This is a genomic window from Ancylobacter amanitiformis, from assembly GCF_030814815.1.
Classification (GTDB): Bacteria; Pseudomonadota; Alphaproteobacteria; order Rhizobiales; family Xanthobacteraceae; genus Ancylobacter; species Ancylobacter amanitiformis.
In genome coordinates, this window is the sequence record NZ_JAUSVR010000003.1 from 376,349 (window position 1) to 401,367 (window position 25,019).

Below are 25,019 nucleotides of genomic sequence, written 5' to 3' on the forward strand. Positions count from 1 at the left end.
TGTTGCAACGTGTCGGCACTGTCAGGACTGGGCCATCCGCCGGCCCGGTGCGGGGATGTTGACCGCCTCCGGCAGCGGAAAGTGACAGGCAACCTGGCGCTCGCCGGGCTCATCCAGCAGAACCGGCGCCTCGCTCCTGCATCTGGGCTGGGCGCGGGGGCAGCGTGTGTGGAACTCGCAGCCGGTCGGGCGACGGGCGATGCTGGGCACCTCGCCGATCACCGGCGGCTCGGCCCGCCGCCGGGCCGGGTCCGGCACCGGCTCGGAATCGAGCAGCGCGCGCGTGTAGGGATGCCGGGGGGAACGCAGCACGTCGCCCGCGCGCCCGCTCTCCACCACCCGGCCGAGATAGAGAATGACGATGCGGTCGGCGATGTGGCGCACCACCGAAAGGTTGTGGGTGATGAGCAGGAACGCGGTGTCGTGCTGCTCGCGTATGTCGAGGAACAGGTTGAGCACCCCGCCCTGCACCGAGACGTCCAGCCCGGCGGTCGGCTCGTCGGCGACGATCAGCCTTGGCGTCACCGACAGCGCCCGCGCCACCGCCGCGCGCCGCGCCTGCCCGCCGCTGAGCGCATGCGGGAAGCGTGCGAGGAAGCGCTCGGCAAGGCCCACCTGCCCGGCCAGCGCGACGATATCGGCCAGCCGCGTGGAGCCCACCCCGGCGATGTGGCGAGGCTCCGCCATCATCGCGCCGATGCGCTGGCGCGGGTTGAACGAACTCACCGGATCCTGAAACAGCAGCGCCGCCTGCCGGCGCAGCGCACGGAAGCTGCGGGCCGAGAAATCGGGCAGGGCCACGCCATCGACCGCGATGCTGCCGGACGAGGGCCGGACGAGGCCGAGCAGCGCACGCCCGAACGTGGTCTTGCCCGAGCCGCTCTCGCCGATCAGGCAGACGATCTCGCCCGGGCGGACGGCCAGCGAAACCTCGGCGAGGATCGACAGCGGCGCACCCCTGAGGAAGGGCAGCCCGCGGCCCGGCACGGCGACCGAGAGCCCGTCGGCCTCGATGAGGGCTGGCTGCTTCCTCATGACCCGCGCCCCGAAGGTACGTTTCCCGACAGCGCGCTGCCGTGGCAGCGGACATGATGCACGGGGAACTCGCCCGAGCGTGTCCAGGGCGGCGCTTGCTCCAGGCAGCGCGCGGCCTTGACGGCGCAGCGCGCGGCGAAGTCGCAGAGGCGGCCGCCGGGGCGGGGCACCTCGCCGGCAATGACCGGGAGGCGGCGCACGCCGGTGGGTACCAGCGCCGGCTCGCAGGCGAACAGGGCCTGCGTGTAGGGATGGCGGGGGTCGCGGAAGATCGCTTCCACGGTTCCCTCTTCGACGATCCGCCCGGCATACATCACCGCGACGCGGTCGCAGATCTCGGCGATGACGCCGAGGTGATGCGAGATGATGAGAATGGACACGCCGGCCCGCTCGCGCAGGGAGCGCATGAGATGGAGGATCTGCGCCTCCATGGTCACGTCGAGCGCGGTGGTCGGCTCGTCGGCGATCAGCAGCGCCGGCTGCATCAACAGGGCGGCGGCGATCGCCACGCGCTGCAGCATGCCGCCCGAGAGCTGGAAGGGAAAGGCATCCAGCCGGCCGACCGGATCGGGAATGCCGACCTCGGCCAGCGCGGCCACGATGCGGGCCCGCTTCTGCGCGCCCGACTGGGCATGATCGCGCCACAGCAGATCGGTGAGCTGGCGCCCCAGCGAGTGGATGGGGCTGAAGGCGGTCATCGGGTTCTGGAAGATCATCGCCGCCGAGGGGCCGCGCAGCGCGGCGAGCGCCGTGCGGTCCGCCTTGAGGATGTCGGCGCCGGCCAGCATGAAGCGCTCGCCGCTCATCCGCGCGGTCTTCGGCAGCAGGCCGAGCACGGAATGGGCGAGCGTGGACTTTCCCGAGCCGCTCTCGCCGATGATGCCGACGATCTCGCGCGGGCGAACCGTGAGGTCGACCCCAAGGACGGCGGGAACATGCGCGCCGTAGGACACCGATACATTGTGCATGTCCAGCACCGGCGCGTTCACGGGAGGCGGTTTCAGCACTGGCGGTTTCATGGGCGGCGCTCCCGTGCGAGCCTGGGGTCGAGCGCATCGCGCAGCGCCTCGCCGAAGAAGGTGAAGCCGAGCGTGGCGAGGACCAGCGGCACGCCGCCCGCCACGACAGGCACGGCGCTCTTGCGGATGACCGCGAAGCCGTCGCTGAGGATGTTGCCCCAGCTCGGGATCTGCGGCTTCACCCCGAGGCCGAGGAAGGAGAGGCCCGCCTCCAGCGTGATGACGGTGGAAATGTCGAGGCAGGCGAGAATCAGCAGCGGGCCGATGACGTTCGGCAGCAGGTGGCGGAACAGGATGCGCGGCGTGCCGGCATCCATCGCCTGCTCGGCCTTGATGAAATCGCGCGACTTGAGGCTGAGCGTCTGCGTGCGCACCAGCCGGGCATAGGAGGGCACGCAGTAGAGCACGATCACCAGGATGACGGTCGGCAGGCCCGGCCCGATCAGCACCACCACGGCGAGGCCCAGCATGATCATCGGCAGCGAGCTGATGCTGTCGAACATGAGCACCATCAGCCCATCCAGCCAGCGCGGGCCATAGCCGGCGACGAGCCCGAGCGGCAGCGCCAGCGCCAGCGCGGTGGCCAGCGCGGTGAGAGCCACCGTCATCGCCGTGCGCGTGCCGAGAATGACCCGCGAGAACAGATCGCGGCCGAGTTGATCGGTCCCGAGCAGATGGGCGAGCGAGGGATCGGCGAGGCGATTTTTCACGTTGATCGCGGTGGGATCATAAGGCGCGATCGTTGGGGCCAGCAGCGCGGTGAGCACGATCAGCAGCACGAGGGCGAGGCCGATGGCGCCGAGCGGTGTCGACAGGACATGGGCGAGTGTGGTGGCGAACCGTGCGAGGGCGCGCGGTTCGTGCGAGGCCGTGGCCTCGGTCGTAGGGTTCGGCGTCGCGGCGTCCGTCAGCATCGCCATGGTCAGATCGCGCTCCGCACGCGCGGGTCGAGCCACGCGCTGAGGACGTCGGCGAGGATCATGCAGGTGACATAGAGCGCCGACGTCACCAGCACCGTGCCCATGACAAGAGGGAAATTGCGCGAGATCACCGCGTCATAGGTCATCTTGCCGAGGCCCGGTCGGGTGAACACGATTTCGGCGAAGATCGATCCGGTGAGCAGGCTGCCGAAGCCGATGGCGATCACGGAGAGGATGGCGAGCAGGGCCTGCTTCAGCGCGTAGCGGTAGATGATGCGGCCTTCGCCCACGCCATAGGCGCGCAGCGTGCGCACATAATCCTCGCCCATCGCCTCGATCATCGCGGCCCGCACCAGCCGCGAGATATACCCGACCCAGCCGAGCCCGACGGCGAAGGAGGGCAGGATCAGCGCGCGCAGCTGGGCGCCGATATCTCCCGGCTCGCCGGCGCCGATGGCCGGCAGCCAGTTGAGCCACACCGCGAAGATCAAGAGCGAATAGAGCGCGACGACGAAGGAGGGCACGGCGACGAAGGACACCGAGACGGCGCCGATGAGCCAGTCGCCCCATTTGCCGTGATGCACCACGGCGACGCAGCCGAGCACGAGGCCGAGCGCCAGCGCCCAGACGAAGCTCGCCAGCGCCAGCGCCACGGTATAGGGCAGCACTTCCAGCACCATGGTCAGCACCGGGCGGCGGCTCCACACGTCCAGCCCGAGGTCGCCCTGCGCGAGGCGCACGAGCAGCAGGCCGAGCTGATCCAGCACCGGCCGGTCGAGCCCCATCATGGCACGGAAGGCCTCGCGCATCTCCGGCGTGGAGCGCGGGCCGAGCGCCACCACGGTGGGATCGCCCGGAATCATGTGCATCATCGCGAACAGCAGCAGCGCCACCAGCAGCAGTATGGCGATCGCGATCGCGGTTCGGCGAAGGATGAAGCCAAGCATGGACCAGGACCTCCACGGCGGGACGAGGCTGGCCCTTTTGCCGGGGCGCAGCGTGTCGGTGGACAGGAAATCCGCAGCCCGTCGCACCGCCCACCGGGGGGGCGCGCGCGGGATGCAGGTCACGCGGGATGCACGTCACGCGGTGGGCACGTCACGCGGTGGAAACTCACCGGCGCCGGAGGCTGGCGGGGCGTTTGATATGGCTCTTCATGGCGCCCCCCTGCCGGTCTCGTCCGGCTGGTCGTGGGGGCCCCATTCGTAGACAATCGGCGATGTCTGCGGATACGCCACGAACTGCTCGCGCGCTTTCGCCGGCGGCCGGCCATAGCGCAGCCAGGCGGTGAGGGCGGCGAACAGGACGGCGATGGCGAGCGCGTAGACGAAGAAGATGGCCGAGCCGAAAGCCGGCATCCCCATCGTCACCACGGCCGGCCCCACCGTGCCGCCAAAGGCCCAGATGAGCAGCAGGTTCGACGAGAGCGGCACGAATTCGCGGGGCTCGGCGGCGTCGTTGGCATGGGCGACGCCGAGCGGATAGAAGATCTCGGAAATGCCGCCGAAAACCGAAAACAGGATGAGGAACACCCAGACCGGCGTCGTTCCGTCCACCAGCAGGAAGCCTGCGCAGAGCAGTGCCAGCGCGATGGCCAGCCACAGCATCATCACGCCGCGATCGGTACGGTCGGAGAGGTAACCGAGCGGGAATTGCAGGAACAGCGCGCCGAGCTGGGTGGCCGCCATCAGGAGCACGATGGTCTTCTGCGGGAAGTTCATGTCCAGCCCGTAAAGCGGGCCGATGGAGGAGAAGGTCGAGGAAATCAGGCCGGTGATCAGGCAGGCCAGCGCCCCGATGGGCGAGACCTTGAAGGTGTGGAACAGCCGGACGCCCATCGGCACGTGCAATTGCGGCTCGCCGACCCAGATCGCCGTCACCGGCACGATGGCCGCGAGGTAGAACGCCGCCGTCAGCATGAGCAGCGGCAGCCCGGCCGGATCGATGTCGGTCGCCAGCAATTGGCCGAGCCCGTAGAACAGGCCGAGCAGCACCACATAAAGCGTGAGCATGCGGCCGCGGCTGCGGTTCGGCACCATGGCGTTCATCCAGCTCTCGATGACCACCGACTGGCCGGCATTGGAGAAGCCGATCACCGCCTGTATCGCCATGAAGGCGATGAGCGGGGGCTGCGTGCCGAGCGAGAGGATGAGCACGGCCGAACTCGCCGACAGCGCGGCATAGGCACGGACTTCGCCCACCGAGCGGATCAGCCGGACCGAGCCGATGCATCCCAGCAGGAAGCCCGCGCCTTCCGCGCCGACCACCAGGCCGACCGCCTCCGCGCCATGGCCGTCCGCCACCAGCCGCAGCGGTAGCAGCGTGTGGAACAGGCCCGAGCCCATGGCGTGAAACGCACCGCCGGCCAGCGGCGAGGCGATGGAAAAGCGCGACATGCCGGAGGGAGGACCGGCTGGCGGAGTGGCTGGCGGGGTGGCCGGCGGAGTGGCTGGCGGGGCGGCGGGAGCTACGGACATGGCACTCCCCCTATTCGGCGGCTTCCGCCCGATCGAATGCCGGTTCCCGGTCGGTGATCGGCGTGTCGCGCAGATAATAGGCGCGGCCGCCGCTCCGGCCGAGTTCGCGCGCGGCCAGATGGCCGCTATGCACCGCATGGGCGATGGCACCGGGCGCCAGCGCGTCGCCGATGGTGACAAGGCTGCGGATGCCGGCGGCATCGATCTCGCCGCGCCGCGCCGCAATCGCCTCCTGCAGATCGGTGCGCGGCGCGCGCAGGCCGACGATCAGCACCGAGCGGCAGGCCATCCTGGTCTCCTCACCGGTGAATAGATGCGCCAGCGTCGCGGTCTCGCCGTCAAAATCCTTCAGCAGGTGCAGTGTCGTCACGGGGATGTTGCGACGGGCCAGTGCCCGGTGCACCAGCGGCAATTCGTTGGTCATGATGGTCCAGGCCGAGGCCTGGCCCGCGGGGGTGACATAGGCGACCTCGATACCCCGGCTGGCCAGATGCTCGGTCAGCACCCCGCCATAATAGTAATTGTCGAAGTCGAACACGAGCGTCGGCCCTTCCGGCAGCCGGCCGGCGGCGATGTCGTCGGGCGTGTAGACTTTTTCGCGTTCCAGCGTCCCGACCGGAATCTCCATCGACGAATAGAGCGAGCGGGTCCAGCGCGCGCCGGTGGCGAGAACGAGGTGGTCGGGCGCGAATTCGACGATGTCGTCGACGCCGAGCCGGCTATCGAGATAGAGCGCGACATTGGGAATGTCGTTGAGCCGGCCGAGCCGATAGTCGGCCACGCGGTTCCAGGCGGCGAGGCCCGGCAGCGTCTTCTCGAAGGTGAGCCGCCCGCCCCAGCTGGTGCCGGCGTCGACGATCGTCACCTCATGGCCCTGGCGCGCGCTGGTGAGCGCGCATTCCAGCCCGGCGGGCCCGCCGCCGACAACCAGCACCTTGCCCGGCCGCGCGGCGGGCGTGACGCGCTCGGGGTGCCAGCCGCGGCGCCATTCCTCGCCGGCGGTCGGGTTCTGCGTGCAGCGCACCGGCACGCCGTCATGCCAGCTGGAGATGCAGATGTTGCAGCCGATGCACTCCCGGATCTCCTCGATCCGGCCGTCCCTTATCTTGTTGGGCAGGAAAGGGTCGGCGATGGATGGGCGGGCGCCGCCGATGAAATCGAGCACGCCGCGGCGGATCTGCGACACCATCATGTCCGGCGAGGTGAAGCGGCCGACACCGACCACCGGCTTGTCGGTCAGGGTCTTGACGAAGTCGATCACCGGCTCGTGGCTGCCTTCGCCGGAGAAGCGCGAGGGCGAGCAGTCGGTCGGGCTGGAATCCATCTTCACGTCGAACAGGTCGGCATGGTCGGACAGCAGCGCGACCAGTTCATGCGCCTCGGAAGCTTGGTTCCGGCCCGGCCGGCCGCGCAATTCCTCCAGGCTGACGCGCAGCGCCACGCCGCAATCCTTGCCGACAGCGTCGCGCGTGACCTCCAGCATCTCGCGCACGAAACGCACCCGGTTCTCGATCGGGCCGCCATATTCATCCGTGCGGTGGTTATATTCCGGCAGCAGGAACTCGTAGCCGAGATAGCCCATGCCGGCATAGACATAGACAATGTCGAAGCCGGCCGTGCGGGCCTTGCGCGCGCCCTCGGCCTGCCAACGCAGCACCGCGCGAATGTCGGACCTGTCCATGGTCCTGGGGCGCAGGTTGCCCATGAAGCCGACATGCGTCGCCATCCAGGGAATCCCCGAGGGCGAGAGCGGCGGCAGGCGGCTGGAACGGTTCATCACCGAGGCGCCGCCATGCCAGAGCTCGACGCCGGCCAGCGCGCCGTGGCGGTGCGCGGCCTCGGTGGTCAGCGCGTGGGCATGAATGTCGTTGCGATCCCACAACGTGGCGAAGGGCAGGGGCGCGTCGTCGGAGGTCTCGTCGATGGAGCAGGCCCCGGTGCACACCACGCCCCAGCCGCCCTCGGCCTTGGTCTCGCGGAAGGCGGCGCGCACGCGCGGCAGCGCGTTGGTCATGCCGCTCGCGTGGGGCACCTGGTAGAAGCGGTTCGGCGCCGTCACCGGGCCGATGCGCACCGGTTCAAACAGCACGTCGTAGCGAGAATCCCGCGCCATGGCTCAACCCCGTTCCCCGCCCGCCATCGAGGGCGGGTCATTGGTTGAAAGGATAGGCATGGCGGCATGACGTGCGCAAGAGAAATTATAAGATCGTATAACAAGAGAAGAACAACGATTATAATCAATGCGTTATGGCGTCAAATGCGCGTGCGCCCCTCTTGCGCGCCTCGTGCGGTCGGGCCAGAGTGGCCGTCAATGGCATAAGGTGGCGAGGCATGGTGGCAAGGCATTGCGGCGGGGCATGGCGGGCGTGAACGCGGGTGGCGAGAGGAAAGAGCGGGCGCGTTTCCGCCGGCAGGCGCCGGAGGATCGGCGCCGCCAATTGGGCGAGGCGGCGCTGCGCTGCATCCTCAAGCACGGCAATGCGGGCGTCTCGGTCCGTCAGATCGCCGCCGAGGCGGGGGTGACGCAGGGCTTGGTCACGCATCATTTCGGCGAGATCAGCGAACTGGTCGCCTATGCTTTCGACATCATGTCGGGGAGCTTGCTGCAGGCGCTGATGGACGCCGTGGCGGCGGCCGCGCCCACCCCGCACGAGCGGCTCGATGCCTTCATCGAGGCGTCGTTTTCGCCCGTGCTGTTCGATCGTGATGTGCTGGGCGTGTGGGTGGTGTTCTGGGGGCTGGTGCTGCACTCGCCGCGCATGAGCGCCTCCCAGCAGGGCGAGTATTCGGACTATGTCGCTGCCGTCGAGCGCCTGCTGGGCGACCTCGCCGCCAGCGAGGGGTTCGCGATCGGCGATGTGCGCCTCGCGGCCATCGCCTTCACCGCGCTGCTGGACGGGCTGTGGCTAGCCTGGTGCCTGAACCCGTCCTCGTTCCGGCCCGAGGAGGGCATGCAACTGTGCCGCAACTGGGTGAAGGGCCTGCGTCTCGGTGCCCATGGTTGAGGCGGGACAGCGGAGGCCGGCCGGCTGAGGCCGGGGATGCCGGTCCCGGCGATCGGGTTCCGGGCCGGCGGCGGCCGTCCTCCGTGGCCGCCGCCGGGCTGTTCGCTCCGGCTCCGCTCAGGCCCGCTTGGCTTCCCGAAGACGGCTGCGCGTCGCGACGGCGACCATGCGGCGGCACGCCTCCTCGATCTTGTCGTCCGGCACGGTGAGGCTGATACGCACGAAATTGCCGGCCCCGGCGCCGAAGGCGTGGCCGGGCATGACGGCGACCTGCTCCTCGTCGAGCAGGGTCCAGGCGAAGGCCTCGCCGCTCATGCCGGTGCCGCTCACATCCACCAGGATGAACATCCCGGCCTCCGGCGGCATGGGCTCCAGCCCCGGCGCGCCGGCGAGGCGGGCGGCGATCAGGTCGGCACGCCGCTTGTAGGCGCGCCGCATCTGCGCCGAGGTGTCGAGCGAGGTGTCGAGCGCATAGGCGGTCATGTCGGCGATGAAGGGCTGGCCGCCGAACAGCATCGTCTCGGACACCGCGAGCAGGCGGCTGGTGAATTCCGCCGGGCCGATGGCCCAGCCGCTGCGAAAGCCGGGGGCGGCATGCGACTTGGAGATGGACGAGCACACGATGGTGCGTTCGGCCAGCGCGGGATCGTCGAAGGGCGAGGCGAAGTCGCCGTCGAAGATCAGTTCCTCATAGACCTCGTCGCTGACGATCCAGAGGTCGTGCCGGCGGCACACCTCGCCGATGGCGGCGATCTCCTGCGCCGTCAGCACGGCCCCGGTCGGGTTGTGCGGGGTGTTGAGCAGCAGCACGCGGCATCGCGGGGTGATGGCCCGTTCGAGATCGGCCGCCTGCAGGTGGAAGCCGTGTTCCGGGCGCAGCGGCACGGTGACATGATCGGCGCCGGTGGCGCGGATGACGCCTTCATAGGTGGCGTAGAGCGGATCGCCGACCAGCACGGCGTCGCCGGCCTCGACAAGGCCGAGCATGACGGCAAAGAGCGCGGTCTGCGTGCCGGGAAAGCACAGCACGTTATCGCCGGTCACGCCGGGACGGCGCCGCGCATATTTGCGCACCAGCGCGTCGATCACCGACTGTTCGCCGCGCCCGTTCGAGTAGCGGTGGCGCCCGGCATTCATGGAGCGGATGGCCTCCGTGATCAGCGCCGCGTGCGGCGGCAGGTCCGGCTCGCCGATGGTCAGCTCGATGATCGGCTCGCCCAGTTCCCGACGGCGGCGAGCCTCCATATGAACGGCCCATTTTTCGGAGCCGAGGCTGGCGAGCCTGTCCGTGATGGATGCGTAATGCATCGTGTCTACTCCCCGTCCTGCTCTATCGCGGTCGCCGCGCCGATCGGGTGGCCGATCAGCGCCTCGATCGAGGAAAAGGCGATCGCGATGAGCTCGCTCTCCTCGAAAAGTTCTCCGGCCAGGCACCCCTCCAGCCACAGGCCGTCGAGCAACCCGCTGATCGCGATGGCGAGCGCGCGCCGGCGTGCGGGGTCGGGGGCCTCGCCCCGGTCGGCGAGGAAATCGCCCAGCAGGCCCTCCAGCGACAGGCGGAAGCTGAGATAGCCCTCCTGATGGATGGCGGCCAGCGCGGGATCGACGCCGACACGGCTGATGAAGGACGCCCACAGCGAGAGGCTGCGGCTATTGGCGACCGGCTCGGTGAGATTGATGAGGATGAAGGCGCGCAGGCGCTCCTCGGGCGTGCCGCTGACCAGCTTGGCCCGCTCGGTCAGCCGCGCGATCACCACCTTGTAGGCTTCCTGGAGGATCATCTCCTTGGAATCGAAATAGTGGCGGATCAGCCCCGCCGTCACGCCGGCCTTGATGGCGATCTGGCGCACCGTGGCGCCCGGCAGGCCCGCCTCGGAGATACAGTCCAACGTCGCCTCGATCAGGTCGTGACGACGCTCCGCCTCGGTGCAGCGATGAAAATTGCGCCGGCTCATGACGCCCGCCAGGCGGCGGGCCGGGTCGGGCATCCGCGGGCCCGCGAGGCGTTGCGCGCGCGACCGGGCGTGCCGGCCCTGTGCCGTCCGCGAACCCGTTGCGTCAGGCATCGGGGCCGTGGCGCCATCTCCCGGGCTCCGCGCGCGGACATCAGCTGCCTCCATCACCGCCCCTGCCGGTTGCCAGCGCTGCGCGGCAACAGGTCGAGGCGATTGTTATACAGATGGATAACAGCTGCATAAAGGCGGCGTCAATATGCCATAAGGGGCACCACCCGCCGGCCTCCGTCGAGAACCCTCCTTGTCCGCGCGCCGGCCGGTTCTGAACATCGGATTTGCCGCTCGTGCGTCGCGGGTTTCCTTATGGCGCGGGCGATCGGTCTTATCGCGGATGCCCGCGCGCGGCGCATATGACGCAGAGTTAATCTATATCTTGATACCATTTTCGAACAGATCGTATCGTCATGCGGCAGCAGGATACTTGCGAGAAGAGAGTGAAGACTCGCGATAACTCGATACGGCAACCCTATGTTGCGATTCTGCACTAGCCGCGTCGTTATTTGGCCGATATTCATAGAGGCAGCCTAGAGGCGGGGGGAGTGTCATGAACAAGCTGAGCTGTGCCGTGCTCGTTGCGGGAAGCATGATGGTGGCGGGGGGCGTCCAGGCCGCCGACATGTCCATGCCGGTAAAGGCCGAGCCGGTTATCGTCATCCCGAGTTTCAGCTGGACCGGATTCTATGTCGGCGGCAATCTGGGTTATGCTTGGGGCGACATGGACTATTCCTACAGCGTCTCGGCCATGTCGCTTTACTATGGCGACTCGGCCTCGCTCAGTCCCGACGGCATCACCGGTGGCGTCCAGGTCGGCTATAACTATCAGTTCGACAATAATTGGGTGATCGGCGCCGAGGCCGACTTCCAGTGGGCCGACCTCAGCGACAGTGCCGGTGGCAGCAACCTGTTCTACGGCCCGCTCAGTTCGCTGGTCGCCATTGGCGGCACGCAGTACAGCATCGGCAGCAAGGTCGAGTGGTTCGGCACGGTGCGCGCGCGCCTGGGCTATGCCTGGGATCGCCTGTTGGTCTACGGCACGGGCGGCGTCGCCTATGGCTCGGTCGACACGGATGTAGCGGTGTCCGGCTCGCTCACGGGCTACACGATGGCAACCACGCAGGGCACCTCGCAGACGCAGTGGGGCTGGACCGTGGGCGGTGGCGCCGAATACGCGCTGACCGATAACTGGACCATTCGGGCGGAATATCTCTATGTCGATCTCGGCAGCCAGGTCGTCTACAGCGTCACCGACCCGGTCATCGCCGGCGGCGTCACGCTGGACACGGCGTTCAGCGTTGTCCGGGCCGGCGTGAACTACAAGTTCTGAAAACGGGCCCGGCACCCGGCCTTCGGCGTCGATCGCGGGGCCAGGCCGAGCGATCATCGACATCCGCTTGTGAGGAAGGGCCGCGCCATGGAGCGGCCCTTCGGTTGGGCCGGGGCAGGGGTCTGTTGCGACAGCCCGTCTGGCACCTATTTCGCCAGCGTCCTCCGCCAGCGTCCTCCTGTAAGGGCCGCAGGCCATGTACGGGATCGCAACGGTGTCGTGGCCGGTTCCAGATCTCTGCCTCCGGCAGCGACCGGGATGGCGGTCTTCTTCCAAGCGAGTTGCAGAACAGGCGCTGACGCGCGTTTCGTTGCGCGACACGCAATCGGCTTTGCTGGAAACGCTATCGGCCGGGGAGGGTGGCTGCGTGCCTATGGGGCATTGCGCCCGAGCGTGACCACAGCGGGTCTCTCGTCAGCACGTCTCCTCTCGGAACGTCTCCTCTCGGAACGTCTCGCGCCGAATGCCAGGGTTTCGACGCCGCCCGCTACGGTGCGCCCGGATCGGACAGACCCGCGAGATAGGTCGCCACCTCGTCGGCCGGCATGGGCGCCGCGAACAGGTAGCCCTGTCCGAGCTGACAGCCCAGCGCGCGCAGGCGGCGATGCTCCTCCTCGGTTTCCACCCCTTCGGCGAGTGTCGCGATCCCCAGCCCCAGGCCGATCTGCACGATGGCGCGGACGATCTTCATCTGCTTGTCGCTGGTGAGGAAGTTGGCGATGAACTGGCGGTCGATCTTCAGCTTGTCGACGGGGAAATTGGCGAGCTGCGACAGGCTGGAATAGCCGGTGCCAAAATCGTCGATGGCGATGCGAACGCCCTGTTCGCGAAGCCGGCCGATGATGTCCAGCGCCCGCTCCAGATCGGCCGCGAACCCCGATTCGGTGATTTCCACCGATAGCCGATGCGCGGGAAAGCCGGTCTCGGCGAGCACGGCAAGAATACGTTCCGGCAGCAGGATGTCGACGAGTTGCAGCGGCGAAATGTTGAAGGCGAGGATCAGGCCGCTCGGCCAGGTCAGCGCGGTCCTGCAGGCCCGGCGCAGGAGGTGCGTCGACAGATCGCTGATCAGGCCGGCCTCCTCGGCGATCGGGATGAACACGTCCGGCGGCACGCTGGAGCCATCCTCCAGCTTCCAGCGCGCCAGCGCCTCGAAGCCGTGAATGCTGCCATCGGTCAGGCGCACCAGCGGTTGGAAGTGCACGTCGATCCGGTCGGCGGCCACGGCCTCGCGCAGGCGGCTTTCGGTTGCCAGCCGGGCCGCCAGTTCCCGCCGCAGTTCGGGCGTGTAGGCGCAGCAACTGGCCGGGCCGTTGCGCTTGGCCTCGTGCAGGGCGAGGTCGGCGCAGGTGACGGCATCCTTGAGATCGTCGGCCGCCGCCAGCGTGGTGAAGCCGATGCAGGCCGTCACGTGCAGCGTCATGCCGCTGAACGTGATGGGGCCGTTTATCACCTCGCGGATCCTCTCGGCGAGGGCCTGCGCCTGCTCGGGAGCCCCAACCGGGAGGGCCACGAGAAATTCATCGCCGCCCATCCGGGCGATGACCGCCAGCGGAAGCTCCGCGCTCAGGCGTCTGGTGATTGTCCGCAGCGTGGCGTCGCCGCCGCGATGCCCGGCCACGTCGTTCACCCGCTTGAAATTGTCGAGATCGACAAGGAAGAACGACCTCAATCGCCGCGCCCGGCAGAGCGAGGGCAGACGCTGCTCGACGAAGTGGCGGTTGGGCAGATCGGTGAGGAGATCATGGAAGGCGAGATACTCCGCCTTGGCCTCGGCCGCGCCGCGCCGTGCGACCTCTGCGTGCAGATCCTTGAGGCGCATCACGCCATAGGCGAAGCCGCACAGCGCCATGATCTGGATGGCGACGATCAGCTCGTCGGCATGCCAGCTTTCGCTACGCCCAAAAACCGCGTGCAGCGTTTCATGCAGGCCGAAATAGAGCGCGATACCATAGGCGACAATTCCGATCAGGCCGAGAACAAGGATGTCTCGGACAGCGGGCTTCATGTCGGCCAGCCTGAAACCCGCGCCACCACGCGATGTTTGACGGTATCCAGAAGCATTCGGCCGTAACTCATGCGTCTCAAGGGTCGAAATGATTTCTCGTCATTTTCTCGCACAATTCGTTCATTTACGAAATACGTGCCTGTGAGGATGGTCGCCGGCGCGCGCGCGGATCCATCGACAGGTAACAAGATGGTGATGGGGTTGCGGCAACATGCCGGCGTGGAGCCGGGACGTCAGGCTCACAGGCTCACGCTATGCCTGCCGCAGCGACCCAAGCGTGCCCCCTCTGTCGACGGCGAGGGCCCCGGCCTGGTTTCGCCGGGCCGATGCGTGCGTTTCAGATACGGCGCGCGGCCAATCGAGCGAGCGGCGTGGAAATGTGCCCGCCGTTCAGCGCGCGGTGCCGTTCTCGATCAGAATTCCGTTCGATTGCGCCCACCAGCGGAACGCATTGCCGGCCTCGATGACGTCTTCCCTTTCGCGCGCAACCTCAAGGCGACGGATCAGCCCCTCAAAATCGCCCTTCGGCAGCGGGTGGGTCAGCGCGAAGGCGAGAGCCTCGTCGAGCGAGCCGACATAGGCCACGCCATCCGCCGTGCGCAGGCATAGCGGGGGATCGAGCACGGGCGACGTGAGAGCGGGCGGCGCGGACGCATGGGACATGCCGGTTCAACGCTTCCGCCGCGCGCAAGTTCCCATGGAGCACGTTTGGCCAAGGCGTGGCTTCCGGGCGCCCGGCGGAACGCAGGCGATCCTCAGGCTGGAGGCCCGGATCTGGCGAGGGCAGGCGTACAGCGCTTGCGGGGGCTGGTGCAGCGGCCTGGGGAACTTGGACGCGAGGGCAGCGTTATGACTTCAGTTCAACTTCAACGGGAGACGGAAATGTTGTCAAAAACTTTCGGCGTCACCGCGACCATCGCGATTGCCGCGTCCTTTGTGCTGGGTGCCGCGCTGCCGGCGCACGCCACCTCAACCTCGACCCGGCCGCTGCCGACGATCGGCAGCGAAGAGCAGAAAGACGTGCTGGGCCGCGAGAAGGTGCGCCGCCAGCAGGTGCGCGACAACCACCGCAACGGCCTGTTCGAGCCGATTTTCGCGCCGCTCTACCAAGGCTATAACTCGCCCGGCCAGAAGGTGAAGCGCAGCTTCAACTGATGACGGCGCGGCGCCGAGCGCGGCGTCGCTGAATCCTGTCGCCGCGCGAGGGCGCTTCAGGTGCAGCCGGTTCCCGCCGGCAGCACCTCCGGCGCTCCCCAGTCATTGGACGGCAGGTTCGCGAAGGGTGGCGCGAAAAACTGACGTATGACGGTAAATTTTGCCGGAATCGTTGCGTTCACGCTGTCATAGTCCAGTATCCAGAAGAAATTATAGTTATCGTTCGGCCAGGTCTTGGGAACGCCGCCCGGCACGCCCTTCACCTTGTCGAGGTTCAGCAGCTGGCGCAGCGTCACCTTCTGGCCGGCGAATTCCTTCTCCAGCGCCTCGCTGGCGATGTGGAAATGCTCCCACACCATGACCACCGTCTGTCCATGCCAGCGCGGGTTCTCCATGAGGTCGCGCACCACCTTGCGGTTCTGCACATTGATCAGGCCGTTGAAGTAGGGCGTGTTGCGAATGGGCATGAGCATCAGGGAGTTGGTGGCGATGGCCATGTCCCACGCCGCCGCGACCGGGCGGGCGGTTTCCAGCGTGTGCAGCGTGATGGCGAGGATGGCGGCCGGCTTCACGTCCTTCAGCAGGCTCATGTCGCTGGTGGGGCTGAGATATTGCGCCGCCAGCGCCCGCGCGCGCTCCTTGCCGATGCTGCACAGGGTGAGCGGCGCCTGCTTCTCGCCGTGGCGAACGATGATGATGCGCTGCGGCGCCGCCTGCGCGCTGCCGAGCGCCGCCGTCAGCGCGGTGACGATCGCGACGATGATTCCAGCCCGTTTCGGCGCCACGCGAGTTCCCTCCATCCCTGTTCGGGCGACAGCATGAAGATACCTGCAAGCGGCGGCAAGCGCCGTGATGGGTTGGGGGCGGGGAGCGCAACGGCGGGCAGGTGGCGACAATGAATGCCGCCGGCGTGGTTGATAGCGAGCCGCTACGCACGATATTCAAGGCACAGAGGAACGTTTCCCCGCCGGAGTGATCATGCTGCGCCGTTTCGACCTGAACGCCTTCACCACCCGCTCGCCTGATTCCGCAGCCGCCACCGCTCTCGGCACGCTGCCCCAGTGGGACCTCAGCGATCTCTATCCCGGGCTCGATTCGCCCGAGCTGTCCGCCGATCTCGAACGCGCCGCCGCCGAGACCGCGGCGTTCGAGGAGGCCTACAAGGGCAAGCTCGCCGGCATTCTCGATGCGGCCGACGCCGGCGGCCAGTTCGCCGACATCGTCGCGCGCTACGAGAAGATCGAGGATCGCCTGGGCCGGCTCTATTCCTATGCGGGCCTGGTCTATTCCGGCGATACCACCGATCCGGTGCGCGCCAAGTTCTACGGCGACGTGCAGGAGAAGCTGACCGACGCCTCCACGCATCTCCTGTTCTTCTCGCTCGAACTCAACCGGCTTGATGACGCCAGGATGGAAGCGGCGCTGGGCGACCCCGCCTTCGGTCGGTACCGGCCGTGGATCGAGGATGTGCGGGCCGAGAAGCCCTATCAGCTCGACGACCGCATCGAACAACTGTTCCACGAGAAGGGCGTCACCGCGCGCGGGGCCTGGAACCGCCTGTTCGACGAGACCATTGCCGGCCTGCGCTTCGAGGTGGAGGGCGAGAAGCTGCCGCTCGAACAGACGCTGAACTTCCTCGCGGAGTCGCAGGAGGACAAGCGCCGGGCCGGCGCGGAGGCGCTTGCCAAGGTATTCAACGAGAATGCCCGGCTGTTAACGCTCGTGACCAACACGCTGGCCAAGGACAAGGAAATTTCCGACCGCTGGCGCGGCTTCGAGGACATTGCCGATTCCCGCCATCTCGCCAATCGCGTCGAACGCTCGGTCGTGGATGCGCTGGTGTCCTCGGTGCACGAGGCCTATCCGCGGCTCGCGCACCGCTACTACAAGCTCAAGGCCAAGTGGTTCGGCAAGGACAAGCTGGAATACTGGGATCGCAACGCGCCGCTGCCGGAGGTCGAAACCCGCACCATCGGCTGGGACGAGGCGCGCGACACGGTGCTGGGCGCCTATTCGTCCTTCTCGCCGCGCATGGCGACCATTGCCGGCGATTTCTTCGACAAGAGCTGGATCGATGCCGGCGTGCGTCCCGGCAAGGCGTCCGGCGCCTTCGCGCACCCCACCGTGCCCTCGGCTCATCCCTATGTGTTGCTCAACTACATGGGCAAGCCGCGTGATGTGATGACGCTGGCCCATGAACTGGGCCATGGCGTGCACCAGGTGCTCGCCGCGCCCAATGGCGCGCTGATGGCGCCGACCCCGCTCACCCTCGCGGAAACCGCCTCGGTGTTCGGCGAGATGCTCACCTTCCAGCGCCTGCTGGCGGCCGCGCCGGATGCCAAGGCGCGCAAGGCGATGCTGGCCTCGAAGGTGGAGGACATGATCAACACGGTCGTGCGCCAGATCGCCTTCTACACATTCGAGCGCCGCATCCACACCGAACGCCGCAATGGCGAGCTGACCGCCGAGCGCATCAGCCAGATCTGGCTGGAAGTTCAGGGCGAGAGCCTTGGCGAGGCCATTCATCTCGGCCCCGGCTATGAAAATTACTGGGTCTATATCGGTCACTTCATCCATTCGCCGTTCTATGTCTATGCCTATGCCTTCGGCGACTGCCTGGTGAACTCGCTTTACGCCGTCTACGAGAATGCCGCCGACGGCTTCGCCGAGCGCTACCTCGCCATGCTGGCGGCGGGCGGCACCAAGCATCATTCGGAATTGCTCAAGCCGTTCGGGCTTGACGCGCGCGATCCGGCCTTCTGGCAGACGGGCCTCGGCCTGATCGAGCGGATGATCGCGGAGCTGGAGGCGATGGAGGATTAGGCACTGGAAGAGCGGGCGTCGGCGCGCCGCTCGTTTCACGCCGTCATCCCGGCCGAAGGCGAAGCCGTCGAGCCGGGATAGCGCGAGAATCGGGGATCGTGCCGGCTCTCCACGGCACGGCCTGCCGCTTGACCGCGAAACGGACGAGCGGCCCACCGGCGGCCATGGCCGGAAGAATCGTGCCTACGCCCGCCGCCCATGGCCGCCGGGCAGCCGTACGCCGGGCGCCGGGCGTTCCAGCAGCACCTCGCGGCGGAAGCGCACGAGGCGGGCCGGGCGCCCGCCGGTCTCGCTGGTGGTCTCGCCGGTCTCCTCGACGAGGCGCTGCTGCTCGACCAGCCGGCGGAAATTCTGCTTGTGCAGGCGCCCGCCCGACAGCGCCTCCACCGTGCGCTGCAATTGCAGCAGGGTGAAACTGGGCGGCATCAGTTCGAACACCACGGGGCGGTACTTGATCTTGCCGCGCAGCCGGGCAATGGCGAGCGCCAGCATGCGCCGGTGGTCCTCGCGCATCTCGATGCCGGACGGCGTGCCGGCGGTGCGCGCCGCGCCGCGCTCGCGCAGGGCCTCGGCGACCAGCCCCGCCTCATAGAGCAGTTCATAGCGCTCCAGCACGCGCTCCTCATTCCAGCCGGCCTCGTTCCAGCCCGCTCCCTGCCAGCCCGCTTCCTGTCCACTCGCCGCGCTGCCGAAGCACAGCCTCATGCGCTCGACGCGGGTCTCCGCCATGCGTGGATTGACGGCGGCGGCGGCCCAGGCGCGCAGGCCCGGTTCCAGCCGGTCGAGCACGGCCGGCCGGCCGTCGCGCCAGTCCTCCCAGGGAAAGTAGCGGTACCAGCTCTGCCAGGCGGCATCGGCGTCGCCCGCTGGTCGCGCCTCGCGCACCAGGGCGAGATAGGCGAGGGAGAGCGCGCGCGCGCCATCCTCGCCCCGGTCGCGATCGCCGAACGTGTAGAGCTGCTCGACATAGCCGAGTTCCTGCAGCGTCTGCCGCTCGACCCAGGAGCGCAGCCCCATTTCCAGCGTGCGGTGGCCGCGCTCCAGCGGGCCGGAGGGCAGCCCCTCGCGGCCATTGGCGTGGCGGATGGCCAGCACTTTCGGATCATCGCCGGTCACAGCGACGATGACGGCGGAGAGGCCGATGGCGAGGCCCGGCTCCGGGCTGTCGGGCTCCGGGCTGTCGGGCTCCCGGCAGTCGGGCTCTTGGCTATGCGGTGCGTCGGGTCCGGGGGACGGGGTCATCGGGCTCCACGGCGCGGGGACTTCCTGCGGCGCACTTGATAGCATGCTTGCGCGGCGCGCGCGGCAATGGCACTCCGCAGCATGTATGAATAGGGAGGTCGGATGATGAGCGGCGTGGTTCTTCCCGGCGGGACGCGTGTTCCCGCGCTCGGCATCGGCACCTGGATGATGGGCGAGCGCGCCGGGGCGCGGAAGGCGGAGACCGAATCGATCCGCCTCGGCATCGAACTTGGCCTCACGCTGGTCGACACCGCCGAAATGTATGGCGAGGGCGCCTGCGAGAGCTTTCTCGGCGAGGCGCTGGCCGGCCTGCGCGACAAGGTGTTCCTCGTCAGCAAGGTCTATCCGCACAATGCCAGCCGCGCCGGTGTCGTGGCGGCCTGCGAGCGCAGTATGAAGCGGCTGAAGACCGACCATCTGGATCTTTATCTGCTGCACTGGCGGGGCGGCGTGCCGCTGGCCGAGACCATTGCCGGATTCGAGCATCTCAGGAGCCAGGGCAAGATCCGCCACTGGGGCGTGTCGAATTTCGACACGGATGACATGAACGAGCTGTCCGAGACGCCGGGCGGGGAGGGCTGCGCCGCCAACCAGGTGCTCTACAACCTCACCAGGCGTGGACCGGAATTCGATCTGCTGCCGTGGCTGGCTCAGCACCACGTGCCGCTCATGGCCTATAGCCCGATCGAGCAGGGCCGCATCAAGACGCGCGGCGTGCTGGGCGACATTGCCGCCAAGCATGGCGCCAAGCCGTTTCAGATCGCGCTGGCCTGGGTGCTGCGCGCGCCCGGCAACATCGCGATCCCGAAAGCGTCCGATCCAGAGCACATGCGCGAGAACGCGCGCGCCAGGGATATCGCGCTGGATGCCGACGATCTCGCCGCGCTGGATGCCGCCTTTCCGCCGCCGGGCCGCAAGCGGGCGCTGGAAATGCTGTGAGACGGACGCTTTCCGGCCCGCCTACGCGGCCGGGCAGCTCGCGGGGCGGCGGGCCGTGCCACTGACGAGATAACCGGCCACCGCCGCAACGACCAGCGCGCCGCCGATCAGCACGGGCAGCCCGACCGTTTCCCCGAAGGCGAGCCATACCCAGAGCGGCGCCAGCACGACGTCCAGCAGCATGAGCAGCCCGGTTTCGCCCGAACCTATATGCCGCCCGCCGACCAGCGCGAGCACCGTGGCAAGGCCCGAGGTCAGCACGCCAAGCAGGGCGCAGACGAGCAGGGAATCGAGCGGGGGCAGGCTCAGGGGCACGAGGGGCAGGACGAGGATCATCGCGCCGAGCGACGAGAGCAGGCTGACCAGCGTCAGGTCGAGCGCGGCGTGCTTCTTGGCCTGCACCAGCAGCCCCGCCCAGCTCGCCGTCATCACGAAGGAGACGACGATGCCCGCCATGTCGCCGGCCGAGATCGCCGCGCCCGCGGTTATCACGATGCCGATCGCGGCCAGCGCGGCCGCCGCGGCGAAACGCCGGCTCAGCGGCTCGCCCAGCGCGAGGAAGCCCATGGCGGCGGTGACGAAGGGCAGGGCGGCATAGACGGTCATGACCGTGGCCACCGAGGTGAGCTTGAGGGCCGCGATATAGGCGATGTTGCCGCCCACCGCGAGAGCGACGGTGACGAGGCCGGCCTTCGAGAAGACCGAGCGCAGGGCGCCCGCCTTGTCGCGGCCCGAGATCCGCCAGATCAACCCGAGCGCCAGCGCGCCGAAAAGCGAGCGCCACAGCACGATGGACCAGGAATCGAGGCCCGCCATGCGCACCAGCAGGCCCACCAGGCTGAACAGCAGCGTGGCGAGGAGCACGGTGGCGAGCCCCACGGAGCGCGCATGAATGATGGACATGGCTGCCTCGCTGTGATCGGATCGATGGATGATTAAATTATAGTAGACCGGTCGTCTAGTGATGGAAGTCAAAATCCCCACGCGCGACAGGATTGTCGCGGCGGGCCGCAAGGCGATGCTGGAGCAGGGCTATGAGGGCACCGGCATCGGTCCGCTTTTGGCCTCGGTCGCCGTGCCGAAGGGCTCCTTCTACCATTTCTTCGCGAGCAAGGAGGACTTTGCCGGCGCGGTTCTCGCCGCCTATGCCGACCATTATCGGCAGATCCGGCAGGCGCTGTTCGCGGATGCGGGCTTGAGCCCGATGGCCCGGCTGGAGCGGCATCTGGCGCATCTCGAACGGGAGACCATGTCCGAAGAGGGAGTGGCGGGGTGTCTCTACGGCGTGCTGGCGCTGGCCGCGCCGGGGCTCGGCATGGAACTGCGCGGCCAGCTGGGCGAGGTTTTCGCCGCATGGGAACTCGATCTCGCCGTCCTCATCGGCGAGGCCCAGCAGGCCGGCGAGGTCGACGCCTCGCTCGATCCGGCGGAGACGGCCGCTTATGTGATCGACGCGTATGAGGGCGCGGTCATCCGGGCCCGCGCGGGCGATGCGCGGGCGGCCTTCGCACGCTTCCGCAGGTTCACCCTGGCGACCCTGAGGGGCGGGGCGGCGCGTGCCGGCGCGGGCGGGTGAGGCCGAGCCGGACCATCGCCGTATCGACAGGACGGCATTCCGGCGCCAATAAGCAGCGCTACGACGCCGCATCGCCGCCCGCCCGTTTCACCGTCATCTGCCGCCGGACCCCGCCTGTGCCGAAAGCTTCGTCCATCCTGCTCGACAACGTCACCCTCCTTCGCGGCGGGCGGCGGGTGCTCGACGGGCTCTCGCTCGCGCTCTGCGAACGTCGGGTCGGCCTGATCGGCACCAATGGCTCGGGCAAATCCTCGCTGGTGCGGCTGCTGAACGGGCTGCTCGCGGCGGATGCGGGGCGCGTGGTCGTCCATGGGCTCGATGCGGGCGAGGAGGCCGAGCAACTGCCGCGCAAGGTCGGCTTCATCTTCCAGAATCCCGACCATCAGATCATTTTTCCCACCGTCGCCGAGGAAATCGCCTTCAGCCTGGAGCAGGCCGGCCGGCCGCGTCGCGAGGCGCAGCGCGAGGCGGTGCCCGCGCTCGCCCGCTTCGGCCGCGCGCACTGGGCGGAGCGGCCTGTCCATGCGCTCTCGGAGGGCGAGAAGCAGTTCCTGTGCATCATCGCCGTGCTGGTCATGGAACCGCAGGTGCTGGTATTCGACGAGCCCTTTTCCAGCCTCGACCTGCCGACCCGCCGCCGGCTGGAGGCGCTGATCGCCACGCTGCCGCAGCAGGTGCTGCTGATCGCCCATGAATTGGATGCCTTCGCCAGCTATGAGCGTGTGGTCTGGCTGCATGAGGGGCGGGTGCGCGGCGATGGTCCGCCGGCCGAGGTGATCGCCGCCTATCGCGCCTTCGCGGAAACGCTGGCATGATCTCGCTCCATCTGCCCGAGCGCACCTGGCTGCATGGCCTCCCCGCGGGTGGCAAGCTTCTGGCGCTGGCGCTGGTCAGCCTCGCGGTGGCGCCCTTCGATTCGCTGCCCGTGATGGCGGGCCTGCTGGCCGGCACGCTGGCGCTCTATGTCTCGCTCGGGCGCGCGGCGCTGCGGCAGATCGCGCTGGTGCGGCCTATGTGGCCGGTCTTCGCCATCCTCTTCGCGTTCCACGCGTGGAATGGCGACGTCGCGTTCGGCCTCGCAGTGCTGGCGCGCCTGCTCGCCATGGTGCTGCTGGCCAATGCCGTGACCATGACGACGCGCATGGACGCGATGATGGATGCGGTGGAGCCGATCCTGAGCCCGCTGCGCCTTGTCGGCGTGTCGCCGCGCGCGGTGGCGCTGGCGGTGGCGATGATGATCCGTTTCGTGCCGCTGCTATTCGCGCTGTGGGAGGCGCTCAACGAATCCCATCGCGCCCGTTCGGGGCGACGCGGAGGCTGGCGGCTGCTGGCGCCTTTCTGTATCCAGACGCTGAGAATGTCGCATCATACCGCCGAGGCGCTGGCCGCGCGGGGCGGCGCACCCGGAGGAACCCACCGATGAAGGACCGCTCGCTCGTGCAGATCGCGCTCTATGCCGCCATTTTCGCGGTGCTCGGGCTGCTGCCGCGATTCGACATTCCTTTCGCGGCCGGCGTGCCCATCACCGCCCAGAGCATGGGGGCGATGCTGGCGGGGGTCATGCTCGGGGCCTGGCGCGGCGCGCTGGCCATGGTGCTTATGCTGTTCGTCGTCGCGCTCGGGGCGCCGATCCTGGCCGGCGGGCGCGGCGGGCTGGGCGTGTTCTTCGGGCCCTCGGTCGGCTTCATGTTCGGCTTCATCGCGGCGGCCTTTGTCGCGGGCTGGATCATGCAGGCGCTGCGCAAGGCTCCGGTCTTTCCGGCGGCGCTGGTCGCCGCGGCGGTCGGCGGCATCCTTGTCATGTATGCGTTCGGCATTGTCGGCATGGCGCTCAACGCGAAGCTGTCGCTGCTCGATGCCACCAAGGCCAGCCTCATCTTCATTCCCGGCGACGCCATCAAGGCGGTGCTCACCGCGCTGATCGCCCAGACCGTGGCGCGGGGCCTGCCCGAGGCGCTGCTCTCGCGCGCCCGCTGACGCCGTGGCGCACCGCATCGGCGACCGGCTCGACGCGCTCGCGCTGGAGGCCCCGGAACGCCCGGCCCTCATCTGCGGCGAGGAAATGCTCACCCGTGCCGCCTTTGCGGTGCGCGTGGCGCGCTGGCGCGGCCGGATCGCCAGCCGCGTGGCGCCGGGAGCGGATGTCGCGCTCGGCATGGGCAATTCGCCCGATCTGGTCGCCGCCTTTTTCGCCTGCGCGACCGGCGGGCGCGCCGCGCTGGTCTATGATCCGTCCTGGCCCGCCACCTATCGCGCGAGCATTGATGCCGCGCTCGGCTCCCCGCTCGCGCTGGCCGAGGGCGACGCCGCCGATGCCGCGCCCGTGCCGGCGGTCGAGGTGTCGCCGGACCAGCCCTTCTATGTCGGCTTCACCTCCGGCTCCACCGGTGTGCCCAAGGGCTACCGGCGCGCGCATCGCTCGTGGATCGACAGTTTCGCGGTGAGCGAGGAGGTCTTCGGCCTCTCCGGCGACGACGTGATCCTGGCGCCCGGCGGGCTGTCCGCCTCGCTGCACCTCTATGGCGTGGTGCATGCGCTGCATATCGGCGCGACGGCCGTGATGCTGCGGCAGTTTCTCCCGCTCCGGGCGCTCGAACTCATCGCCCGGCATGATGTCACCGCGCTCTACGCCACGCCGACGCAGTTGCAGATGCTCACCAAGGTGGCGGCGGCCGAGGGGCTGACCTGTCCCACGATCCGCCGCATCCTGATCAGCGGCGCCAAATGGCGGTCGGAGACGCGCGCGGCGGTGGCGGCGGTGTTTCCCCACGCCGGCATCGCCGAGTTCTACGGCGCCTCCGAGATGAGCTTCATCACGCTGGTGCGCCCCGGCGAGACGCCCCCGCCGGGATCGGTGGGGCGGGCGGCGCCCGGTGTCGCCCTCGCCATCCGCGACGAGGCGGGCAGGGACCTGCCGGCCGGGGAGACGGGCGCGATCTGGGTCGCCAGCACGATGCTGTTCGACGCCTATGCCTGCGGGGGCGGCGCGGAGACACGGCGCGCGGGCGCCTTCCTCACCATCGGCGACCATGGCCGGCTGGACGCGGCGGGCTATCTCACCCTCGCGGGGCGCGAACGGCGCATGCTGGTGACGGCCGGCATGAATGTCTATCCCGAGGAGGTCGAGGCCGTGCTGGCCGCGGCGCCGGGCATCGAGGAGGCGGTCGTGCTGGGCCTGCCGGATCCGCTGCGCGGGGTCGAGATGGTCGCGGTGCTGCGCGGTCCGGGCGCGGCAGGAGAGGCGACGCTGCGGGCCCATGCGCGCGCCCACCTGCCCACGGCGAAGCTTCCGCGCCGCTTTCTCGCGCTGGAGGACTGGCCGCGCACCTCCGGCGGCAAGGTGGACCTGCCGGTGCTGCAACGCCGTGTGGAGGCCCTGCTGGCGCCGGCGCCCATGCTGCAGCGCAGCTAAGCGATTATTTGCGCTCGTCCCGCCATTGTGCAGGATTGTGACAGAATCATTCTCTCGGACGTCCCGCCG

The 25,019-nt window shown here is 68.5% G+C and carries 23 protein-coding genes; 10 read left to right on the top strand and 13 right to left on the bottom strand.

The genetic code is table 11. From position 1 onward, the window contains the following. Positions 1–21: 21 nt before the first annotated feature. From QOZ99_RS07165 to QOZ99_RS07190, 6 genes are all read right to left on the bottom strand, one after another. Positions 22–1,035 (bottom strand): oligopeptide/dipeptide ABC transporter ATP-binding protein, encoded by a 1,014-nt coding sequence (locus tag QOZ99_RS07165; RefSeq protein WP_306889284.1) that lies wholly within the window; start codon positions 1,033–1,035, stop codon positions 22–24. Beyond that, entirely contained in the window at positions 1,032–2,054 is a 1,023-nt protein-coding gene (locus tag QOZ99_RS07170; protein ID WP_306889285.1) for an ABC transporter ATP-binding protein, read from the bottom strand. The genes QOZ99_RS07165 and QOZ99_RS07170 overlap by 4 nt, the downstream gene beginning before the upstream one ends. After that, positions 2,051–2,974, bottom strand: coding sequence for an ABC transporter permease (locus tag QOZ99_RS07175; RefSeq protein ID WP_306889286.1), 924 nt, complete (start codon positions 2,972–2,974; stop codon positions 2,051–2,053). Before QOZ99_RS07175 ends, QOZ99_RS07170 begins: the two co-directional genes overlap by 4 nt. Positions 2,975–2,976: 2 nt before the next feature. Continuing rightward, on the bottom strand, positions 2,977–3,921 hold the full coding sequence (locus tag QOZ99_RS07180) for an ABC transporter permease (RefSeq protein ID WP_306889287.1): 945 nt from the start codon (positions 3,919–3,921) through the stop codon (positions 2,977–2,979). 207 nt (positions 3,922–4,128) lie between these two features. Next, complete coding sequence (locus QOZ99_RS07185; RefSeq protein ID WP_306889288.1) at positions 4,129–5,451, bottom strand: MFS transporter; 1,323 nt, start codon at positions 5,449–5,451, stop codon at positions 4,129–4,131. Positions 5,452–5,461: 10 nt separating this feature from the next. Beyond that, positions 5,462–7,564, bottom strand: coding sequence for an oxidoreductase (locus QOZ99_RS07190; RefSeq protein WP_306889289.1), 2,103 nt, complete (start codon positions 7,562–7,564; stop codon positions 5,462–5,464). A 244-nt stretch (positions 7,565–7,808) separates the two neighbouring features. Between QOZ99_RS07190 and QOZ99_RS07195 the strand changes: the two genes are divergently transcribed. Then, positions 7,809–8,456 carry a TetR/AcrR family transcriptional regulator gene (locus QOZ99_RS07195; protein ID WP_306889290.1) on the top strand — a complete coding sequence of 216 codons (648 nt, stop codon included), beginning with the start codon at positions 7,809–7,811 and terminating at the stop codon, positions 8,454–8,456. A gap of 117 nt (positions 8,457–8,573) precedes the next feature. On the opposite strand, the gene QOZ99_RS07200 is transcribed toward QOZ99_RS07195, so the two are convergent. Next, complete coding sequence (locus QOZ99_RS07200; RefSeq protein ID WP_306889291.1) at positions 8,574–9,764, bottom strand: pyridoxal phosphate-dependent aminotransferase; 1,191 nt, start codon at positions 9,762–9,764, stop codon at positions 8,574–8,576. Positions 9,765–9,769: 5 nt separating this feature from the next. Continuing rightward, a complete protein-coding gene (locus tag QOZ99_RS07205) occupies positions 9,770–10,411 on the bottom strand; it encodes a TetR family transcriptional regulator C-terminal domain-containing protein (RefSeq protein ID WP_306889292.1) in 642 nt (213 codons plus the stop codon). Positions 10,412–11,015: 604 nt separating this feature from the next. On the opposite strand from QOZ99_RS07205, the gene QOZ99_RS07210 reads away from it, so the two are divergent. After that, the gene (locus QOZ99_RS07210; RefSeq protein WP_306889293.1) at positions 11,016–11,795 is read left to right on the top strand and encodes an outer membrane protein; all 780 of its coding nucleotides are present in this window, start codon (positions 11,016–11,018) and stop codon (positions 11,793–11,795) included. Positions 11,796–12,282: 487 nt separating this feature from the next. Here QOZ99_RS07210 and QOZ99_RS07215 read toward each other — a convergent pair whose 3' ends face one another. After that, a complete protein-coding gene (locus tag QOZ99_RS07215; protein ID WP_306889294.1) occupies positions 12,283–13,803 on the bottom strand; it encodes a putative bifunctional diguanylate cyclase/phosphodiesterase in 1,521 nt (506 codons plus the stop codon). Positions 13,804–14,193: 390 nt separating this feature from the next. Further along, entirely contained in the window at positions 14,194–14,466 is a 273-nt protein-coding gene (locus QOZ99_RS07220; RefSeq protein ID WP_306889295.1) for a hypothetical protein, read from the bottom strand. Between the two features lie 219 nt (positions 14,467–14,685). Between QOZ99_RS07220 and QOZ99_RS07225 the strand changes: the two genes are divergently transcribed. Continuing rightward, complete coding sequence (locus QOZ99_RS07225) at positions 14,686–14,958, top strand: hypothetical protein (protein WP_306889296.1); 273 nt, start codon at positions 14,686–14,688, stop codon at positions 14,956–14,958. A 56-nt stretch (positions 14,959–15,014) separates the two neighbouring features. On the opposite strand, the gene QOZ99_RS07230 is transcribed toward QOZ99_RS07225, so the two are convergent. Beyond that, on the bottom strand, positions 15,015–15,743 hold the full coding sequence (locus QOZ99_RS07230) for a histidine phosphatase family protein (protein WP_306889297.1): 729 nt from the start codon (positions 15,741–15,743) through the stop codon (positions 15,015–15,017). A 193-nt stretch (positions 15,744–15,936) separates the two neighbouring features. Between QOZ99_RS07230 and QOZ99_RS07235 the strand changes: the two genes are divergently transcribed. After that, positions 15,937–17,781: a M3 family oligoendopeptidase gene (locus QOZ99_RS07235; RefSeq protein ID WP_306889298.1), complete on the top strand. Its 1,845-nt coding sequence runs from the start codon at positions 15,937–15,939 to the stop codon at positions 17,779–17,781. A 183-nt stretch (positions 17,782–17,964) separates the two neighbouring features. Here QOZ99_RS07235 and QOZ99_RS07240 read toward each other — a convergent pair whose 3' ends face one another. Then, a complete protein-coding gene (locus tag QOZ99_RS07240) occupies positions 17,965–19,023 on the bottom strand; it encodes an NUDIX hydrolase (protein WP_306889299.1) in 1,059 nt (352 codons plus the stop codon). 105 nt (positions 19,024–19,128) lie between these two features. Here QOZ99_RS07240 and QOZ99_RS07245 point away from each other — a divergent pair, with 105 nt between their 5' ends. Next, positions 19,129–19,962 carry an aldo/keto reductase gene (locus tag QOZ99_RS07245; protein WP_306889300.1) on the top strand — a complete coding sequence of 278 codons (834 nt, stop codon included), beginning with the start codon at positions 19,129–19,131 and terminating at the stop codon, positions 19,960–19,962. Positions 19,963–19,983: 21 nt separating this feature from the next. Here QOZ99_RS07245 and QOZ99_RS07250 read toward each other — a convergent pair whose 3' ends face one another. Continuing rightward, positions 19,984–20,865, bottom strand: a complete 882-nt coding sequence (locus tag QOZ99_RS07250; protein ID WP_306889301.1) for a DMT family transporter — start codon at positions 20,863–20,865, stop codon at positions 19,984–19,986. Between the two features lie 61 nt (positions 20,866–20,926). On the opposite strand from QOZ99_RS07250, the gene QOZ99_RS07255 reads away from it, so the two are divergent. From QOZ99_RS07255 to QOZ99_RS07275, 5 genes are all read left to right on the top strand, one after another. Continuing rightward, positions 20,927–21,538, top strand: coding sequence for a TetR/AcrR family transcriptional regulator (locus QOZ99_RS07255; RefSeq protein WP_306889302.1), 612 nt, complete (start codon positions 20,927–20,929; stop codon positions 21,536–21,538). Positions 21,539–21,654: 116 nt separating this feature from the next. After that, positions 21,655–22,353 (top strand): energy-coupling factor ABC transporter ATP-binding protein, encoded by a 699-nt coding sequence (locus QOZ99_RS07260; RefSeq protein ID WP_306889303.1) that lies wholly within the window; start codon positions 21,655–21,657, stop codon positions 22,351–22,353. Next, a complete protein-coding gene (locus QOZ99_RS07265; RefSeq protein WP_306889304.1) occupies positions 22,350–22,961 on the top strand; it encodes an energy-coupling factor transporter transmembrane component T family protein in 612 nt (203 codons plus the stop codon). The genes QOZ99_RS07260 and QOZ99_RS07265 overlap by 4 nt, the downstream gene beginning before the upstream one ends. Next, positions 22,958–23,515 carry a biotin transporter BioY gene (locus tag QOZ99_RS07270; RefSeq protein ID WP_306889305.1) on the top strand — a complete coding sequence of 186 codons (558 nt, stop codon included), beginning with the start codon at positions 22,958–22,960 and terminating at the stop codon, positions 23,513–23,515. Before QOZ99_RS07265 ends, QOZ99_RS07270 begins: the two co-directional genes overlap by 4 nt. A gap of 4 nt (positions 23,516–23,519) precedes the next feature. Then, the gene (locus QOZ99_RS07275; protein WP_306889306.1) at positions 23,520–24,950 is read left to right on the top strand and encodes an AMP-binding protein; all 1,431 of its coding nucleotides are present in this window, start codon (positions 23,520–23,522) and stop codon (positions 24,948–24,950) included. Positions 24,951–25,019: the final 69 nt, after the last annotated feature.